Below are 1,228 nucleotides of genomic sequence, written 5' to 3' on the forward strand. Positions count from 1 at the left end.
AAAAGGGCGCCCCGAGGGACGCCCTTTCCGTTCGATCATTCGCTAGAGCGAATTACTCGATGATTTTCGACACAACGCCGGCGCCGACGGTGCGGCCGCCTTCGCGGATCGCGAAGCGCAGACCGTTTTCCATCGCGATCGGCGCGATCAGTTCAACTTCGAACGACACGTTGTCGCCGGGCATGACCATCTCGGTGCCTTCGGCCAGGGTCACGGTGCCGGTCACGTCAGTTGTACGGAAGTAGAACTGCGGACGGTAGTTCGCGAAGAACGGAGTGTGACGGCCGCCTTCTTCCTTGGTCAGGATGTAGGCTTCGGCTTCGAACTTGGTGTGCGGTGTAACCGAACCCGGCTTACACAGAACCTGACCACGCTCAACACCTTCACGGTCAACACCACGCAGCAGGGCGCCGATGTTGTCGCCTGCTTCACCGCGGTCCAGCAGCTTGCGGAACATTTCAACGCCGGTGCAGGTGGTTTTCGAAGTGTCGCGGATGCCAACGATTTCGATCTCGTCGCCAACGTTGATCACGCCACGCTCAACACGACCCGTAACAACGGTACCACGACCCGAGATCGAGAACACGTCTTCGATCGGCATCAGGAACGGCTGGTCAACAGCACGCTCGGGGGTGTCGATGTAGTCATCAACAGCCGCCATCAGTTCCTTGATTTTCTCTTCGCCGATTTCCGGGTTGTTGCCTTCCATCGCGGCCAGAGCCGAACCTGCAACGATCGGAATATCGTCGCCGGGGTATTCGTAGCTTGACAGCAGTTCGCGAACTTCCATCTCAACCAGTTCCAGCAGCTCTTCGTCGTCAACCTGGTCAACTTTGTTCAGGAACACGACCATCTTCGGGATGCCAACCTGGCGGCCCAGCAGGATGTGCTCGCGGGTCTGCGGCATCGGGCCGTCAGCGGCGTTCACAACCAGGATCGCGCCGTCCATCTGAGCGGCACCGGTGATCATGTTCTTGACGTAGTCGGCGTGGCCGGGGCAGTCAACGTGCGCATAGTGGCGGTTCTCGGTCTCGTATTCCACGTGGGCGGTCGAGATGGTGATGCCGCGCGCTTTCTCTTCCGGCGCACCGTCGATTTGGTCATACGCTTTGAAGTCACCGAAATACTTGGTGATCGCTGCGGTCAGCGTGGTCTTGCCGTGGTCAACGTGGCCAATCGTGCCGATGTTGACGTGCGGTTTTGTACGCTCAAACTTTTCCTTTGCCAT

At 58.8% G+C, this 1,228-nt stretch carries 1 protein-coding gene; it reads right to left on the bottom strand.

The window, feature by feature from the left end:
• Positions 1-52 precede the first annotated feature (52 nt).
• Positions 53-1,228: elongation factor Tu (tuf, locus tag GOX63_RS23625; protein WP_170329195.1), on the bottom strand; the 1,176-nt coding region annotated here is incomplete at its 5' end.

This window comes from Ruegeria arenilitoris, assembly GCF_013031355.1.
Lineage (GTDB): Bacteria > Pseudomonadota > Alphaproteobacteria > Rhodobacterales > Rhodobacteraceae > Ruegeria > Ruegeria arenilitoris_C.